This is a genomic window from Cyanobacteria bacterium GSL.Bin1, assembly GCA_009909085.1.
Lineage (GTDB): Bacteria > Cyanobacteriota > Cyanobacteriia > Cyanobacteriales > Rubidibacteraceae > Halothece.
On the sequence record JAAANX010000036.1, the window covers coordinates 22,882 to 38,714 of the forward strand.

Below are 15,833 nucleotides of genomic sequence, written 5' to 3' on the forward strand. Positions count from 1 at the left end.
CAAATCTTTATATATAGTAAATTTAGTATCTCATCTAGTTGCCTATATTCTTATTTTTTTAGAAAAGCTATGAGTTTTTTAGTATCCATAGTTATGTTTGGCTGGATTCCATTCATCATATATATTTTTAGGTATTTTGGCCCTCAACAAGCAGTGGTTAGTTGTTTCATAGGAGCTTGGCTGTTTCTCCCAGAGGCAAGCTTCCCTATACAGGGGCTTCCAGACTATACCAAAATATCAGCAACCTGCTATGGCATATTGTTAGCTACTCTTACCTCCTATGGAAAGCCTTTTCGCTTATTTCGATCAGGTTTTCGATGGGGTTGGTTCGATTTAGTGTTAATTGTTCCTGCTGCCTTAATTTACTATGCAAAACATCTTCGTTCATTTCGATTGAGTTGGTTTGATTTACCAATGTTGATTTGGTGTCTGTGCCCTTTTGCTTCTTCAATAGCTAATGGTCTTGGTTGGTACGATGGCTTATCAGCTTCACTCGCACAAACTATATTTTGGGGAGGACCTTATTTTTTGGGGCGCTTTTACCTTAACAGCTTAGCTGGACTAAAACGACTAGCCATTGGTATTTTTTGGGGTGGTCTCATTTATGTTCCATTATGCTTGTATGAAGTCCGGATGAGTCCACAGTTACATAATTTGATTTATGGTTACCATCCTCACTCATTTGCTCAAACAATGCGCTACGGAGGATTTAGACCAACAGTATTCATGCAGCATGGGTTAATGGTTGGAATGTGGATAATGGCAGCCACATTAGTAGGAATTTGGCTTTGGAAAACTGGAGTTCTTAGACAACTATGGGGCATTCCAATGCCTTATCTTGTAATAACTTTAATCATCACCCTGATTTTAGTTAAATCTACTGGAGCCTACGTCTATATGTTAGCTGGATTAGTTATTTTATTTATAGCTCGTTGGTTTCGGACTGCAGTGATGTTGCTACTGTTAACGGCTAGCATATTGTTCTACCTATACTTAGGGTCAAGCGGTAACTTAAATGGCGATCGCGTCGTTTCTTGGGCAGCTACAATTTTTAATGAAGACCGAGCCGGCTCTTTAGAATTCAGGATTGACAATGAAGAAATACTTGCAGAGAAAGCACGTCAGCAACCAATTTTTGGTTGGGGAGGATGGGGGCGATCAAGAGTATATGAAGAAAACTGGGCAGGAGAACTGGTAGATATTACAACTACTGATAGCCTTTGGATTATTACCTTTGGAGAACATGGCTATGTTGGTCTAATCAGTTTAACAACATCAATGCTATTGCCTGTTGTTGGATTTTGCTGCCTGCGTTATCCAGCAAAATATTGGTCTCACCGCCAAGTAGCACCAGCAGCAGTACTCGCTGTAGTAGTCGTTTTGTACATGCTTGACTGTACCTTGAATGCCATGATTAATCCAGTCTTTATACTTGCCTGTGGCGGTATATCCGGGCTAGTACAACAAGAAAAAAATTAGTACAACACCACTCAAATTAAGCCAGCTAAAAGAGTAGGTATAACAAAAATAGTCATAACGAAAATATAAGCTTAGAGATTTTTCTAAAGTGGAAGCACATACCCCTTTAATCACTCAACCCATTTTTCTCGTTGGAGCTGAGCGTTCAGGCACCACAGTTTTAAGACTCATGCTTGATCACCATCCTCAACTTGCTTGGTGTAACGAATTTGAGTATGTAGTTGATCGGATAACTGCCAGTAATGGTTGGCCAGAACTTGAAGAGTATTACAAATGGTTAGAAACTCATCGGATCTTTCAAGCGACTGGTTTTACCATTGACCGTTCTTTAAACTACCCTCAATTAGTTAACAGTTTTTTATGTCAAAAGCGGGAGGCCAGAGGAAAATCTCTTGTTGGTGCTACAGTTCACCGTCATTTTGACCAATTGTTGAAAATTTGGCCTGATGCTCGATTCATCCATTTAATCCGTGATGGCAGAGATGTAGCTCGTTCTTGCATTCCTATGGGTTGGGCAGGGAATGTTTGGACAGGAGCTGAGCGTTGGCTCAAAGCAGAGTCTTTGTGGACACAACTCTGTCAAAAACTTCCAGCAGAGCAGCAAATTGAGATCACTTATGAAGACTTGATTTCCAATCCGATTAATAACCTAACGCGTCTGTGTGAATTTATCGGTATCCCCTTTGATTTAGCAATGCTGAGTTATCCTCAGAAAACTAGTTATGATTTCCCTAATCCAAACTTAATTTGCCAGTGGAAATCCAAAATGTCAAAGCGGGAAATTCAGTTGGTTGAATCTCGGATTTCAACTATGTTACTTGAGCGCGGATATCAACTAAGTGGACTACCACTGCTAACGATTACTTCTACAATGGAGCGAAGACTCAACCGACAAGATTGGTGGTTCCGCGTATGGTTTCGAGTCCAAAAATTTGGTCTGTTACTGTTTTTATCAGATTACTTTTCGCGAAAATTTGGACTGATACATTGGCAGAAGCGGATTCAACTACAACTTAACGAAATTGTAAAAGCTCATCTTAAGTAAATTTTATGCATCTTGCGATAATTATTCTCAACTATCGCACGCCAACCCTTGTCATTGAATGCTTATCTGCTCTTCAAAATCAAGTTGAGGCAGATAAGCATTCTGTCATAGTAGTTGATAATGCCTCTGGGGATGGCTCAGTGACACAAATTGAAAGGGCAATTACTACAAATAACTGGAGACCATGGGTACAAGTTTTACCATCCCCTATCAATGGCGGATTTTCAGCAGGCAATAATTTTGGGATTGAAGCTGTTGTTGCAGATGCTTACTTACTCTTAAATAGCGATACAGTTGTTCAGGCTGGGGCGATTAAAGCATTATTGAATGCTTTGAGAACACATCCAGAGGCTGGCATAATCAGTCCACGTTTAGAGTGGTCCGATGGTACTCCACAAATTAGCTGTTTTCGTTATCATTCCCCAGTTAGCGAGTTAATTGCCTCTGCTGCAACTGGACCAATTACTAAACTCCTTAAATTTTATGATGTGCCCATTCCAGTATCTGACGAACCTATAGAACCGGAGTGGACGAGCTTTGCTTGTGTCCTAATTCGGCGTGCAGTAATCGATCAAGTTGGCTTGATGGATGAGGGATATTTTATGTATTTTGATGATATTGATTATTGTCGCAGAACGAGAGATGCTGGGTGGAAAATTCTCCATTGGCCTGAAGCCCATGTCGTACATCTCCGCGGCGGAAGTGGATCGGTAAAGACTGACGTTGCATCTTGCAAACGTCCTCCAACCTACCTTTATCAATCGCGCTCAAGGTACTTTACAAAATTTTACGGTTCAATTGGACTATTAACTGCTAACTTGTTTTGGCTTGCCGGTCGAAGTATTTCGCTGGTGCGAGAGCTAGTTAATCATAAGCAGCCTCATATTTGTGAATTTGCAGCGCGCGATATTTGGATAAATTGGTTGGAATCCTCGAAACCGTCTTTTATTTCTCGGAGAAATGATTAATAGCAATGAACAATTGTCCCGATTTTATTATTATCGGTGCCATGAAATGTGGTACCAGCACACTGCATGAGCAACTTGCTCTACAACCTAGTATTTTTATGAGTACGCTGAAAGAACCCAACTTTTTCAGCGACGACCAAGAGTATTATCGAGGAATAGAGTGGTATTTAGCACACTTTCAGCAAGCTAGAGCTAACGAATTATGTGGTGAATCCAGTACACACTATACCAAATTACCAACTTATCCCCACACCGTTGAACGCATTTGCCAGCACCTGTCAGGAGTAAAATTTATCTATATAATACGCCACCCAATTGATAGACTAGTGTCCCACTATATTCATGAATGGACGCAAAAAGTGATTTCAGTAGAGATTAATCAAGCTGTTAATCAGCACCGTGAACTGATTGATTATAGCTGCTATAGTATGCAGTTAAAGCCTTATTTTGAGACTTTTGGACAACAATCAGTTTTACCCGTTTTTTTTGAAAGGCTTCTCACTCATAAACAAGAGGAATTGGAAAGAATTTGCCGCTTTATCGGTTATAAAGGTCAACCGATTTGGAATAGAGAACTGGATGCTCAAAATGTTTCAAATGAGCGGATGCGCAAGAGTTGGTGGAGGGACTTTTTAGTTGAAGTGCCTGGACTCAGAGAAATTCGACGTACATTTATTCCTAAAAGCTGGCGCAATTCGATTAGACGCTTATGGATGATCAAAAAAAAACCAGAACTTGAGCTCAAACAAATAGAGTATCTACAAGAAGTTTTTGATAGAGACTTATCTATACTAAGTTCTTGGCTGGGGACTTCACTTTGTTGCGAAAACTTTAAAGCCAAAACTCAGTCTCAATCTTTAGATTGGTTAGAACGCTGAAATCCATATTGGTTCTTAATCTGAGCTATCAATTAGAGTACTCAGAAATTTAGACACCAAAGTAAAGTTATTCTAATTAATAGGAAAATAGTATGGATGAAAGATATTTACTGAAAGTTCTTAATACATCGATGTTTACGGAGAGTGACAGAACAGGGTTATAGCACTCAGAAATTATTCATGAGAGGAAGCCACCTTTGACACAACAAGTATAGAAAATTGGGCTCTCACATCTGACTTTTGATTGCTATAACCCATCTGATCTTTAGAAATTAGCTCTAAAAAAAATGATTAAACTCAGAAGATTATTTTTAATCTTTACGGTAGCATTATCTTTGGTTTTAATCGCGTCCTTTTTAACTAAAGGATTTAATTCCTTTCAAACAACAGTCAAACAGGATATTGACAATAAAATTTATTTATCTTCTCAAAGCAAAGTTGAAACGAATATTGGAACTAATCTGAATAGTATCAACGACTGGTCAAGCCAACTGCCATTTCGCGACGGGTTTCACTCCTCCCGCCCTTGGCTGCCTCAAAAATCCGGCGTCTGGAATACCAATGAATCCGACCAACTTGACCTCGATGCCAACGGTTGGGTTAAGTCCCTTCCCTCCCCAAAAGACAGCACTGAATATACTTACGTGGGAACTCTGCTCTTCCGCGAGCTCGAAGGCAACTATCCCGGAGGAGAATATGTTGTTCTTTATGAAGGGGAAGGAACAATTGAATATGACTTTGATGCCACTCGCGTCCCTGCCGCCTCTAGTCCCGGTCGCGATGTCATTAGGGTCAATCCCTCTAACTCAGGCATTTATTTGAAAATTACTGAGACCGACCCTAACCAAACTGGCAACTATCTGCGCCAAATTCGTGTGCTCCCTGTCACTTCTGAAAACAGTGACCCCAGCGCCCTGTTTAATCCTACCTTCATCGAAAAAATTCAACCCTTTGCCGCTTTTCGCTTCATGGACTGGATGAAAACCAATAACTCAACTCAAAAAGAGTGGAGTCACCGACCCACCTTAGAAGATGCGACCTGGTCCCAAGCGGGAGCTCCAGTTGAAATTATGGTGGAGTTAGCCAACCGCACTGACAGCGACCCCTGGTTTACTATCCCTCATCAAGCCACTGACGAATACGTCATTAATTTTGCCAGCTATGTGCGAGACCATCTTGACCCAGACTTAAAGGTCTATGTCGAGTATTCCAACGAAGTGTGGAACTCTCAATTTGAACAGGCTCAGTGGGTGCAAAAACAAGCTCAACAAGAATGGGGAGAAGGAGGCTACGGCAAGGGACTGGAGTGGTTTGGCAAACGAACCACTGAAATCACTCGCCTGTGGGATGAAGTTTTTGGGCCAGAGAAAGAGCGCGTGATTGGCGTGATGGGAGCGCAAGCGGCTAACCCTTGGACAGCACAAAAGGCTCTGAATTATCAGGCTTGGGCAGAATCTCCTCTGAGCCACGCTGAGTATGGAATTGATGCCATTGCCATTGCGCCTTATTTTGGCAGTTTAGGGAAACCTGCTCATGAAACAGTGGTAGAAAGTTGGACCACTGAAGCCGATGGCGGTCTGAGCAAGCTGTTTGATGAGCTGAGTCAAGGGGGGATTCTGCCGGATGGCCCCCCTGGTGGGGCCTTGCAACAGGCTTACCAAAATATGCAAAATTATGTGGAACTGGCTGAGCAAGAGCAGTTGCAATTGCTCGCTTATGAGGGAGGTCAGCATTTAGTAGGTCGCGGTGGGGTCGAAAATAATACAGCGGTTACGAAGCTGTTTATTGAGGCGAATCGCGACCCGAGAATGGGAGAGCTTTATCGGGAGTATTTGAGTCAATGGCAGGAGTTGGGGGGGGGATTATTTGTCAATTTCTCTGACATTGGTCAAGCGAGCAAGTGGGGCAGTTGGGGTGTTTTGGAATATGTCAATCAAGAGAGTTCTCCTAAATATGATGCTTTGATTGACTTGATTCATTCTCGGTAGTGCTGAGTAATGCTAAACAAGTCATGATGCATCATTGTAATCCACAAAATACCAAATTGTACCAATGTAATTTTCCAACGATATTGAAATGGATTTCTCTGCCAATTCTAAGCTAATTGATCTTTTGAGTGATTCCCTATATGTAAGAACTTACTCGAACGAAGTCGCTAGGGTGTCCGCCTGACGATTAGGCTTGATCTTTATCAGTATCAGCTCAAATAACTGTATCTGTACCAATGAAGATATTATCTACTGCCTGAAGTTCGTTGTCTGTAACTCCAGACGTAAACAAACGTACGGCAATGAATTCGTACCCATGACCAAAGTCAATACTATTTTGAATTGTTGTCCAATCAAATTCCGCAGTGGCAAGGTTTCCTGAATCAAAGAGAGTTATGGATTCGAAAGGCATAGTGTTGCTAATGTTATCGGGAGAATTAGTACTCCAGTTACTGAGCTCAAATCTACCATTAACACCATATATTTGCATACGAAGTGTATTGCTAGAGCCCAGATTTTTGGCATCAAAGCTAAGGCTTTGTACTCCACGCGTTACTAATTGATCGTGGATGACCTGGACTAGTCCTCCTGCACCATGATTGTCAGCATAAACCAAACCAGTTACACTATCATGATTCCACTTACGACCACCAGAAAAGTACCAGCCCCTATTATACCATTGAGTTGTACCCGAATTAGATTTAACTGAAGAAGTAAAATCTCCATTAACGAGAGCATTAGGAAACGGGCTATCCTCAACATCAATTAATTGATTGGTTGTGGCAGTATTTCCTTGAGTGTCTGTCACTTTCAAAGTAACCGAATATGTACCAGCAGAATCATAGACATAGGTCATATATCGTCCGAATCCGTCCAATATACCATCGCTATTAACGTCCCAAGCAAAGGATGCAATGGTATTATCTCCCGCACTAGAAGGAGTATTAGGAAGATCTGACCAAGTTAGAGAGTAGTCTGAGTCATAAGACTGACTAGCGTCAAAAAGGACAGCATAGCCTCCCACGGATTGGGTCGTGAATTGAGCTACTGGAGGATTATCTGCTAGAGGTACATCAAACTTTGGATTTCCCTGAAGATCAAAATAAGGAGTGATAGGGACTACCTCTGTTCCAGGGCTAAGAGGATCAGCGCTGGCTCGATTGCTTACACGACCAGAAGCTGCAACTAGGTGTTGATTATTGTTTTTGAACACTCCATTGATCAATTGACTATGACCAAAAGGTGATTCAGTATCATAACCCTGCATAGAATTTTGAGGAACTGTAGCGCCAAAGTCAAACCCTTCAATATGTACATTGTTGTAAATAACACTGCGAGCATTTTTGTCTGAGTAAATACCTATCCCTTGTGGGCTAGATATATCTGCTCCATCGCGCAAGACTGGATTTTGTATATTTCCAATAATGAGGGCATCCTTGAGAGTTGTATAAGAAGCATAGGAGATCTGAACTCCCGTCTCACGAATTCCCCAAATGTACGAATCTTCAATCAGGCTTTGCTTGTTATGGTCTATACTAAACTGGTCAGTTCCCCAATCATCACGAGTAACTCCTCTAACTTCGATACCACTATCAGCGTTATAAACTGTATTTTTGCGGAAGTCGTGAATAGGAACTTTCCAGGAGCCAATCATATCAGCATTGCCAGCAATATGTTGTAACTCTGCAGGAAGGTTAGCAACCGGTACATCTGGAGGAGTAAAACCATCATTCGTTCCATAGATAATGATTCCGGCATCCTTCATTCCTGTTGTAATGTTATCCTCAAAAGCTGTTGCTGCATAGCTAGTACCGATCCAGAAGCCTATACCTGAATCACCAAAGTCTCTTTCTCCGTTTCTATTTCCTCCAAGTAAGTCAGCCGTCGGATCAGTTTCAGCCCCAGTTCCTTTGATAGCTATGTTACGACGGAAGCTAGCTTGTTCGTTGCCATCTTCTGTAACATAATGCGCGCCAAGAACATCAAAGGAAACATTATCTTCTACTTTCGCACGACTTCCATGTACAACATATCCCCAACCAGGGCTACCCCATACAGCGTTTCCAGTAATACTAGCTGAATTTAGATCGTTAGCATCATGATCAAAAACTTTATGTAAATGAATTGAGTACCGTCCCTGTGGATTTGTCCCTGTTCCTGGAATTAAATTCCCTTGATCATCAAAGCGAGGGTTGTCCCGATAGAGATCTTTGTTAGTGCGTCCCAAATCATAAAAGCCAGTATTATGAATCTCAGTATTATGATCCATAAACATTATGTGCCCCCTTTGACCAATAGGAACACTATCTCCACCTTCTGTGGAAAAACTAATATTGCGATCAAGGTTGGCAACATAAAGATCTAAATCGAAACCGTCTGGAGTGACATGATCGAAGCGTAGCGCATTACCTTCAACATCATTATGAGAAAAGGTAATTTTGTTCCCATCTATAGAAGAGATAGTTAATACTTCATCTTGGGTAATACTATTATCTTGATGGGAACCAGTATTATCCCATTGAGTTCCAGTGACAACAATTTTATCTCCAACCTGCCAGCTACTGGGAACTGATTCAGAGAAAACTAATTTTGTGGCACCGGCTTTATGGTCACCGGCTAAAGTGAGATAAGGTGTTTTTTCAGTCCCCCAGATATCTACTTGAGCTCCATGTTCAGTTACTAAACCACGGCTTAACTGTTTAGAATCCCAGTTTCGATCTATAGCACCCTTTCCTGGATCGACTGGTGCAAAAATAATCTGAGTCTGCGAACCCGCTTGAACAGGAGTAGCTTCGGTACCAATTTCTAAAGTTCCAGTGGAAGAAACTGCTATAAAATCAACAATCAGCTTTGTATCCTTATGTTGAGTAAAGCCAAGCTTGCCATCTATTCTGATCGTCTTAATCCGAGCGTCACTTTTTTGATCATAAGTAACTTCAACGCCTTGCTCAATCAAGACATTAGCATCAGAAACCGGTACCTCTCCACCTTGCCATGTTTGAGGGTCAAACCAAGAACCATTATTAACGGCAATATGGGTAACAGCACTGTGGGGGACGAGGGATAAGACATCTGAATTTCCGTGATCAGTAGTGCTATCAGTTATAGTATCAGTAGTGGCGTCAGAGTCAGCAACCGTTACTGTCAAATTATCCCAACGATAAAGCTCATCCCTAGCGGTAGTCTTCGTTTCTATTAAAATCTGGAAACTGTTGCCCCTAAGTCCCTCTGCCTTGAGAGTTTCTACCTGACCACTGTTAAACATCCCTTGATAGTTAACAATGTTTACTTTATTTTCATCAAGTAAATAAGAAACACTTAAGGAATCAGTGTAGCTTCCTGAAGATTCTAAACCTCCTTCTCCCTGAATATCAAGGGAAAAATTAATGCTAGAAACGGAAGAAATATCAATGACTTCTGATTGCCAAACAGTTAAACCATCAGTGTTTTGGCTAATGAAAGCCTTATTTTGAACTTCAAAGATTGGATTATTAGTTTGGGATATATCTATACCCCAAGCTGTTGTCCCAGTATCAACAGTTGTACCATTTGCTAAGCTGTCGAAATTTTCTTGCCAAAAAAAGGGTGTACTTGACTCACCTGAGATTGTGCTAATATTACCAGTAACAGAGAGATTATCCCACAGATAAGCCTCGTCCCCACCTGTCGTCTTCGTGCGGATAAACAGTTGTAGCGTTTCACCCTTGAGTCCCTCTGTTCCGACCATCTCTACATTACCACTATTAGATATGCCATTGTAGCGAGTGAGAGAAATTTCTTGACCATCAAGGAGATAGGAAACTTCTAGAAAATCAGCATAAGTTCCCGTTGCTTCTAGGTCTCCCTGTCCCCAAATGTCCAGAGAAAAACTAGCAACACCTACTGAAGAAATATCTATTTTATCAGATCGCCAAAGAGCAACTCGGTCTGTATTTCGAGCAATAAACTTTTGCTCTTGCACTTCAAAAATAGGAGTTTGAGTTTTAGATATATCTACACTCCAAGCTGTATCTCCCTCATCCAGTATGGTTCCAGGTAGTAAATCATCAAATGTTTCTTCCCATAGCCAAGTTTTAGAAGTCATTTTTTCTTTCAACAAGAATAGCTTTATATTTTCTTTATTATTAATAAATAAACAATAATCTATTTTTTTTAAACAGTAACAATACTACAAAACTAAAAACTTAAAATGTAAACAATATCAATATTTTCTCTGAAAGTATTTAAAATAAAATACACTTAAATACTTTAACAAAATACACGTAAATAATTTTTGGGAATGATTTGGAAAAGAATGAATTGAAGAATAAGTAAAACTCTTTATAACTTAGAGTTCAAGATACGGTGTTTATAGGAGTTAACAAAGCAAAAAGTAGTCACCAGAAGATATTATCCAGTAAATGGGAAAACGATGTCAAAAAATAAAAAGAAGTTTATCAGACCTTAGAAAATACTGAGTATGCTAAGTATTTATCTTAGAGGTTGTATTATTTAATTATTAAATTCGCGAAAATTTATGAATAATTCACTAATTTCTGCTGATGAGCCAGATTGGAGTCGTGAAAAATGTCGTCGTTGGTGGGATCCCAGTCGTCAACTCCTTAAGACTATTAGAGATTACCAAAGGTGGCGAGAAAGTAACAATCCTCTAGGATACTTTTTTTGCAGTTACTGTGTCATTAAGCATCGTTTTTGGAGCCTGATCACTGGTGCTGATATTCCTTTAAACTGTCAACTGGGGGGAGGACTAATCTTGCCTCATCCTAATGGAATCGTAATTCACCCAGAGGCTTATATCGGCTCAAATTGTCTAGTATTTCAACAAGTAACTATTGTTAAAGACGTTAAAATAGGAGCTCATGTTCATATCGGTGCAGGAGCAAAAATTCTTTATGGTATTACCATTGGCGATTATGCCAAAGTCGGTGCTAATGCTGTAGTTTTAACTGATGTGCCTGCTGGTGCAACAGCAGTGGGTGTTCCTGCAAAAATCAAAGTAAAAAGTTAAGTTAGTTGGTTTTTTGGAGCTTTTATTTTACTGAAAGGATGGTTTAAAGAGTGTGATCTGCTTTTCAACAAGAAATTCAGTAGATGCTAATATGAGTTTGATCGTGTTATTGGCGTAATGATTTACTGTTAATGACTCTTTGCACATATTCTAATACAAGTAGAAATTAATCCCACTGATTAGACAATTTAAATCTTGAATTAGAGAATCGTTATAATATATAATGACTTGTAAAAAAATAAAAGCGGTTACTAATTATAGAACAATGTAATCCAGAATGGTTTTCTGAACCATTAGTGGGATATAATTTTTATGTCAATATTAGTAATTTTGTTGATGTTACATTAGTGACTCATGAAAGAAATAAAAAAGCTCTTGATAAAGTTAAAAACAATCAAAATTAAAAAATAATTTATATAAGCGAAAGTGTTTTTAGCAAGAAACTCTATAAATTAGTAGATTTTTTACCTCTCAAAAAAGAATAAAGGGGTTAAAGGTAGATCCAATTTCAAGAGAATATGTAATACAGGAATTTACTAAAAATATCACCAAGCTGGTTGAAAATGATGAGTTGCGAGAAAATATGTCAGTTAAATCAATAGAAAGAGCAGAAGAATTTGAGTGGGGTGAAAAAGCGAAAAAGATCGTAAAAAAATATCAAGAAATAATTGCTGCAAAAGAATGAATTTAGAACAAGTTTAATTAAATTAGTACTTAAAAGTTCATAATAAATTAGTTGCTGGATAGTTGTGAGACTTGGAATAGTTATTATTGGACGTAATGAAGGTGATCGCCTTGATCAGTGCCTGAAATCAGTTTTTAAAAAAACACCTAGCATTGTCTATGTAGACTCTGGCTCCACAGACGGTAGTGTTGAATTAGCGCAATCATTTTCAGTAGAGGTTGTTGAATTAGATTTATCTATTTCTTTCACTGCTGCCCGAGCTAGAAATGCAGGATTTGAACAACTTCTAAAGGTATATCCTGAACTTGAATTTGTTCAATTTGTGGATGGAGACTGCGAAGTGGTTTCTGGATGGCTAGAAACGGCTAATGAAACACTGACTAACCACCCTGAAATTGCAGTAGTTTGCGGTCGTCGCCGAGAACGCTTTCCCGATGCTTCTCTTTACAACCGCCTCTGTGATTTGGAATGGAATACACCAGTGGGTCAAACTCAAGCTTGTGGAGGAGATGCAATGATGCGAGTTTGTGCCTATTGTAGTGTAGAAGGCTTTAACTCTCAACTGATCGCTGGCGAAGAACCCGAGTTATGTTATCGTCTACGTCAAAAGGGTTGGACGATTTGGCGGCTTGATGCAGACATGACATTACATGATGCTGCGATGACAACCTTTAGTCAGTGGTGGAAACGAAATATTCGTGCGGGTCATGCTTATGCAGAAGTTGCTTGGTTACATGGAAAAGAACCCGAACGTTATTGGGTAAAAGAAACAATCAGTAATTGGCTTTGGGGAGGAATATTACCCGCTTTAATAGTTTTTAGCAGTTGGTGGAGTCATAGTTTAAGCTTTTTTTTATTAATTGCTTATCCTATTTTTATTTATAAGATTTATCGCTATCAACGACAATCCAGCTCTTCTAAAATAGCTGCTTTATACGCTGTTTTTTGTGTCATTGGCAAAATCCCTAATGCAATCGGACAGGGGAAATTTAAAATTAATCAATTTTTATCTCGATCAGCTAATCTTATTGAATATAAAGCTTAAAATTTAAATGGAAACCCTTATTTATTCGGTTACTATAGCAGAAGAATTTTTTCTATCAATTCCTATTTTTGTATTATTTGTAGAATGCCTTAGTGCGGCTTTGCCTGTTCATGGAAAAATAAAAATAAATAATTCAATAAAATTTGACGAAGATGATATTGCTATTCTCATCCCTGCTCATAATGAAGAATTATCAATTAAAACTACCGTTAATGAGCTGTTAAAAGCAGTAAAAAATCCTAAAACAATTATTTCAATTGCTGATAACTGTAATGATAACACGGCATTAATAGCTCAACAAATGGGAATTACTGTTTTAGAACGAAATAGTTCAGAAGAACGAGGAAAAGGCTACGCTCTGGACTATGGGTTAGCTTATCTAGCGGCATCTCCCCCATCAGTAGTGATAGTGCTGGATGCAGATTGTATTCTGTCTCCACAACATTTAAAGATTCTTGCTAAAGAAGCTACTGAAAAACAACGTCCAATTCAAGCAGTCTATTTGATGGAACAACCCTCTAGTTCAACTCCCAGAGATGCTATTTCTGGGTTTGCTTTTATGGTGAAAAATTGGGTGCGTCCAAAAGGATTAAATTACTGGCAATTACCTTGTTTGTTAACCGGGACGGGAATGGCTTTTCCTTGGTCAGTTTTACAAGGTATTTCCTTAGCAAGCGGTAATATTGTAGAGGATATGAAGTTAGGAATTGATCTTGCGATCGCGGGATACCCTCCTTTACTCGCCCCTGAAGCTAAAGTAATCGGTCGTTTACCGAGTACAAACAATGCTGCAACCACTCAAAGAACACGTTGGGAACATGGTCATCTTCAAACAATATTAGAACAGGTGCCACGACTGATCAAAGAAAGCTTGAAGCAACAACGAATTGATTTACTTGCCTTGGCATTAGAATTAGCGATTCCTCCCTTATCATTACTGGTTCTTTTATGGTTGGGAATGACAGTAATTGGAATTGTGAGTAGTGTGTACTTAGATAAGTGGTGGGGTCTAACTGTACAGTTGATGAGTGGTGGATTGTTATTTCTATCTATTTTTATTGCTTGGTATAAATTTGGGCGAAAACAAGTTTCTTTGAAAACATTACTGACCATTCCTTTATATCTGCTTTGGAAAGTTCCTCTCTATTTTTTATTTTTGATTCGTCCCCAGAAAAAATGGGTCAAGACTGAACGAGACATTAACTTGAATCAATAATTTAATTTGGTAGTGATGCAGATTGCATATTTAGTCAATCAATATCCAAAAGTGAGCCACAGTTTTATTCGACGGGAAATTCAAACCTTAGAAAAACTAGGCTGGGAGGTGTTACGATTTGCTGTTCGTGACTGTGCAGAAGAATTAGTTGATGCTGCCGATCAAGAAGAATTACAAAAAACTCATTATATCTTACAAGCAGGCATTATTGTTCTCTTGAATAGTTTATTATTTGTCTTGTTCACTCGTAGTAAACGATTTATCTTTGCACTAAAAAATACTATAGCAATCGGTTGGCGCTCAGAACGGGGTTTACTGATTCACTTGATTTATTTAACAGAAGCTTGTGTTTTGTTCCAATGGTTAAAAAATACGGAGGTAAAGTTAGTTCATTGCCATTTTGGTACCAATTCCACTACCGTTGCCATGATGTGCTATTGGTTAGGGGGACCTAAGTATAGCTTTACAGTACATGGACCGGAAGAGTTTGACAAAGTTAGCGGGATCGCGCTGCCCACAAAAATCAAGAATGCAGCGTTTGTCATTGCAATTAGTAACTTTGGTCGTAGTCAGCTTTTTCGTTGGTGCGATCCGCAACAATGGTCTAAAATTCATGTTATTCGCTGTGGTTTATCAGATGATTTTTTAGAGCAACCTTTCATTTCAATTCCTAATCGTGAGGAAATCAGATTAATTTGTGTGGGACGCTTAACTCCTCAAAAAGGACACCTTTTACTTTTAGATGCTTTACACTACTTAATCTTGAAAGGCTACTGCTGCCAAATTACTCTAGTTGGCGATGGAGAACTGCGCCCTGCTATCGAAAGAAAAATTAAAGACTTGAATTTACAAAAGTATGTAGAAATTACCGGGTGGGCGACAAGCACAGCCGTTCGAGAGAAAATCATAGCATCTCATGTGATGGTTTTACCTAGTTTCGCTGAAGGATTACCTGTTGTTTTAATGGAAGCGTTAGCCTTATCTCGTCCTGTTATTAGCACCTACATTGCAGGAATTCCCGAATTAGTCAAAGAAGGTGAATCAGGTTGGTTAGTGCCTGCAGGTTCAGTAGAAGCTTTAATTGAACGATTAGAAATGCTTTTGCACTTTCCTTGCCATAACCAATATTTAGAAACAATGGGCAAAACAGGAGCAGCTGATGTTAAACAACTCCACTCTATTCAAAAAGAAGCAAAAAAATTAGCTAACTTATTTAAATCTTACTATTAATTTATAAAAGGCTACTTTTTTATTTTTTAGCAACGACTGTAGCGAAAGTAATCCTCTTGTCAATCCCTTAAATTGACTCCAGGCATCACTCATTATGGAGAAACTGAGCAAGACACGATTGACAAAAGCAATTGAGAATTTATATTATTTAGCTATCATCCCCTACCGCTCTTCGACCTAAGTGAACACAAGTGGTTAAGAATAGTGTTCAGTAGCCAGAGTCAGATGTTTAAACCAAGGCATCTCACTCCCGGTGGCTTACGTAGCGTAAGCAGGTATTTCCGAATTGCA

General features: G+C 39.3%; 10 protein-coding genes. 9 read left to right on the top strand and 1 reads right to left on the bottom strand.

Features of this window, described 5'->3' with window-relative positions; genetic code table 11:
• Window positions 1–69: 69 nt before the first annotated feature.
• From GVY04_03040 to GVY04_03060, 5 genes are all read left to right on the top strand, one after another.
• The gene (locus tag GVY04_03040; GenBank protein NBD15136.1) at window positions 70–1,479 is read left to right on the top strand and encodes an O-antigen ligase domain-containing protein; all 1,410 of its coding nucleotides are present in this window, start codon (window positions 70–72) and stop codon (window positions 1,477–1,479) included.
• Window positions 1,480–1,567: 88 nt separating this feature from the next.
• The gene (locus GVY04_03045) at window positions 1,568–2,524 is read left to right on the top strand and encodes a sulfotransferase (protein NBD15137.1); all 957 of its coding nucleotides are present in this window, start codon (window positions 1,568–1,570) and stop codon (window positions 2,522–2,524) included.
• A 5-nt stretch (window positions 2,525–2,529) separates the two neighbouring features.
• Window positions 2,530–3,492 (top strand): glycosyltransferase, encoded by a 963-nt coding sequence (locus tag GVY04_03050; GenBank protein ID NBD15138.1) that lies wholly within the window; start codon window positions 2,530–2,532, stop codon window positions 3,490–3,492.
• Window positions 3,493–3,497: 5 nt separating this feature from the next.
• Window positions 3,498–4,370: a sulfotransferase gene (locus GVY04_03055; protein NBD15139.1), complete on the top strand. Its 873-nt coding sequence runs from the start codon at window positions 3,498–3,500 to the stop codon at window positions 4,368–4,370.
• A 287-nt stretch (window positions 4,371–4,657) separates the two neighbouring features.
• Window positions 4,658–6,358 (top strand): cellulose-binding protein, encoded by a 1,701-nt coding sequence (locus GVY04_03060; GenBank protein ID NBD15140.1) that lies wholly within the window; start codon window positions 4,658–4,660, stop codon window positions 6,356–6,358.
• A 214-nt stretch (window positions 6,359–6,572) separates the two neighbouring features.
• Here GVY04_03060 and GVY04_03065 read toward each other — a convergent pair whose 3' ends face one another.
• Window positions 6,573–9,623 carry a PKD domain-containing protein gene (locus GVY04_03065; GenBank protein ID NBD15141.1) on the bottom strand — a complete coding sequence of 1,017 codons (3,051 nt, stop codon included), beginning with the start codon at window positions 9,621–9,623 and terminating at the stop codon, window positions 6,573–6,575.
• Window positions 9,624–10,874: 1,251 nt separating this feature from the next.
• On the opposite strand from GVY04_03065, the gene GVY04_03070 reads away from it, so the two are divergent.
• The 4 genes from GVY04_03070 to GVY04_03085 all read left to right on the top strand — a co-directional run bounded on the left by GVY04_03070 (window position 10,875) and on the right by GVY04_03085 (window position 15,542).
• Window positions 10,875–11,366, top strand: a complete 492-nt coding sequence (locus GVY04_03070) for a serine acetyltransferase (GenBank protein ID NBD15142.1) — start codon at window positions 10,875–10,877, stop codon at window positions 11,364–11,366.
• Window positions 11,367–12,109: 743 nt separating this feature from the next.
• Entirely contained in the window at window positions 12,110–13,096 is a 987-nt protein-coding gene (locus GVY04_03075; GenBank protein NBD15143.1) for a glycosyltransferase, read from the top strand.
• Between the two features lie 7 nt (window positions 13,097–13,103).
• Window positions 13,104–14,312 carry a glycosyltransferase gene (locus tag GVY04_03080; GenBank protein NBD15144.1) on the top strand — a complete coding sequence of 403 codons (1,209 nt, stop codon included), beginning with the start codon at window positions 13,104–13,106 and terminating at the stop codon, window positions 14,310–14,312.
• A gap of 15 nt (window positions 14,313–14,327) precedes the next feature.
• Window positions 14,328–15,542 (top strand): glycosyltransferase, encoded by a 1,215-nt coding sequence (locus GVY04_03085; protein ID NBD15145.1) that lies wholly within the window; start codon window positions 14,328–14,330, stop codon window positions 15,540–15,542.
• The last annotated feature ends 291 nt before the right edge of the window (window positions 15,543–15,833 follow it).

Coding starts and splice junctions, on each gene's coding strand:
- GVY04_03070 (NBD15142.1), top strand. CDS start 10,875: ATGAATAATTCACTAATTTCTGCTGATGAGCCAGATTGGAGTCGTGAA.
- GVY04_03080 (NBD15144.1), top strand. CDS start 13,104: ATGGAAACCCTTATTTATTCGGTTACTATAGCAGAAGAATTTTTTCTA.
- GVY04_03040 (NBD15136.1), top strand. CDS start 70: ATGAGTTTTTTAGTATCCATAGTTATGTTTGGCTGGATTCCATTCATC.
- GVY04_03085 (NBD15145.1), top strand. CDS start 14,328: ATGCAGATTGCATATTTAGTCAATCAATATCCAAAAGTGAGCCACAGT.
- GVY04_03050 (NBD15138.1), top strand. CDS start 2,530: ATGCATCTTGCGATAATTATTCTCAACTATCGCACGCCAACCCTTGTC.
- GVY04_03060 (NBD15140.1), top strand. CDS start 4,658: ATGATTAAACTCAGAAGATTATTTTTAATCTTTACGGTAGCATTATCT.
- GVY04_03055 (NBD15139.1), top strand. CDS start 3,498: ATGAACAATTGTCCCGATTTTATTATTATCGGTGCCATGAAATGTGGT.
- GVY04_03065 (NBD15141.1), bottom strand. CDS start 9,623: ATGTTTAACAGTGGTCAGGTAGAAACTCTCAAGGCAGAGGGACTTAGG.